This window comes from Streptomyces sp. NPDC091287, assembly GCF_044768525.1.
GTDB lineage: Bacteria > Actinomycetota > Actinomycetes > Streptomycetales > Streptomycetaceae > Streptomyces.
The window spans coordinates 1-2,214 of the sequence record NZ_JBIVUV010000045.1 but is presented as its reverse complement, the minus strand read 5'-3'; the positions used below and the strand labels follow the sequence as shown (position 1 = coordinate 2,214).

General features: G+C 65.3%; 1 protein-coding gene and 1 pseudogene. One reads left to right on the top strand and one right to left on the bottom strand.

Features of this window, described 5'->3' with window-relative positions:
• Positions 1–374: 374 nt before the first annotated feature.
• Positions 375–1,190 carry a hypothetical protein gene (locus ACIQRW_RS38345; RefSeq protein WP_403769997.1) on the top strand — a complete coding sequence of 272 codons (816 nt, stop codon included), beginning with the start codon at positions 375–377 and terminating at the stop codon, positions 1,188–1,190.
• Positions 1,191–1,237: 47 nt separating this feature from the next.
• Here ACIQRW_RS38345 and ACIQRW_RS38340 read toward each other — a convergent pair.
• Positions 1,238–2,024 (bottom strand): annotated as a pseudogene (locus ACIQRW_RS38340) (IS5 family transposase).
• Positions 2,025–2,214: the final 190 nt, after the last annotated feature.

Genomic DNA, 2,214 nt, shown 5'->3' with positions numbered 1-2,214 from the left:
CGACCGCCCGCTTCCGCACACCGACTGACATCGCGAGATTCCTCGACCTCGACAAGAGCAAGATCAAACCGACGTGTTGATTCCCGGCAAGCCCTAAGAGCTCGTAACAAGATCTTGTTGTTCAAGCGTTCTGGTCGGGTGGGGCAGAGTCTGCGCTAGGAGAGCATGCGCGGGCTGAGGGCGGTAATCGAAGTTGGCAAGGACGGCTCCGATGCTGAGTGCGCGACTTTGCCTCTGGATCATCGCCGTGGCCCGGTGGTGCCAGGGGCCAAGATGCCCCTGCGCTGAGTGGGGCCGCCTTCTGCCCCAAGGCTGTGGCGTGCGCCTGCCACGACGGTGGGCAACCGTTTGTTGATCTCGGCCGTCATATGCACATGACGACGACGCCTGCCCTCCCATCCCTTGTGCTGCGCGGCAGCAGTGCCACCGCCCGCTTCGGGGACGGATTCCACTACGTGCAGTGGGAACAGGACGGGCGCGTGACACGAATTCCGCTGGACGCCATCGAAGCGGTCCGCAGTCTCGACCGCTCGTTCGAGGTCGTGCTGACGACTGCAGAGGCCGGCCGCCCTCCTGCCGTGTACGCGGTTCACGATGCCAGCGCCGCTGCCGTGACCGCGTTCTGCGCCGCTCTGCAGGCCCGCCTGCCCGAGAGAGAGGCCGAAGGACCGCGCGTCGACGGCGAAGATCTGATCACCGAAGTGCCTGCTGGACACCCCCGAAGGCCCTCGAAGCGCGTTCTCACTGTCGCCGCGATCGCGCTCTTCGCGGTGATCGATGTGGCAGTGGCGGTTCTCCGCGAGCCGGTGTGGGCGATCGCGCTGCCGTTCGTTCAGCTCTTCTCGAGCGCGGGGGTATTCATGGCTCTGACGCTGGGACGTGGCCTGTACGACGCGCTGCGCCTCCCCAAGCACGGCATCACGGTGATGGCCGAACTCGACCACTACACCGACAAAACCAAGGTGTACCGGTATGTGGACCAGGACGGCGGGCTGCACTTCTACCGGGAGTCGACCGGCGGGCAGCAACTGGAGCTCAGTTACGACCCGCGCAACCCCAGCCGCGCCTCCGCCCGCCAGTCCCTGTACGGCCAGGTCATGATGGCACTGATGGCAGTCGTGGGCCTCGGCATGGCCTGCGGCGGGCTTGGAGTTACCGGGTACCAGCTCTTCATCGCGTTGCGTGGCTGACTCCTGTACGCGCGCGTGACGAGCACTTCTTGAACTGGTACCACTGCCTATGATCGGCACTGCTTGAGGCGTCTGAAGCAGATCAGGCTGCAGGCGAGGGAGACGAAGGCGTCGTGGAGCTCGGTGCGGCGTTCCCAGCGCACGGCGAGCCGCTTGAACTGGTGGAGCAGGGCGAAGGTCTGCTCGACGACGTAGCGGAGCTTGCCGATGCCCTTGATGTTCGGGGACCCCTTGCGGGAGATGACAGGCAGGATCCGTCGGTTCCGCAGTGAGTCGCGGTGGCGTTGGAGTCGTAGCCCTTGTCCGCGAGCAGGGATTCAGGTCGGCGACGGGGGTGGCCGGGGCGCCCTGCGACGGGCGGGATGCTGTCGACCAGGGCGAGGGTCTGGGTGACGTCGTTGACGTTCGCCGCGGTCGTGATGACCTTCAGTGGGGTGCCGCGTCCGTCGCAGATCAGATGGTGCTTGCTGCCTGTCTTCCGCCGGTCGACCGGCGACGGACCGGTGTCGGCGCCCCCTTTTCCGCGCGGATGTGAGCCATCCACGCAGGCCCGTGACAGTCGAGCTCGCCGGCCGCGTTCAGCTCGGCGAGTATGACCCGGTGCAGCCGGTCGAAAGCCCCTGCCTTCTGCCACCGGTCCAGGCGACGCCAGCACGTCTGCCCAGAGCCGAAGCCCAGTTCCAACGGCAGAAGTTGCCAGGCTATGTCGTTGTAGAGGACGAACAGAATGCCCTGCAGACAGAGCCGGTCCGACACCGGCCGAGGCCCCGGAGACCGATCCGGCCACGGCGGCAACAACGGCTCGATCAACGCCCACAACTCATCGTCCACGATCCACGGTCGAGTACCCACACCATCACGAACAGCCGAATCGTCACACCAGTAACGCCCAACCAGCCCACATCAACAAGATCGTGTTACGAGCTCTAAGGGCTTGCCGGGAATCAACACGTCGGTTTGATCTTGCTCTTGTCGAGGTCGAGGAATCTCGCGATGTCAGTCGGTGTGCGGAAGCGGGCGGTCG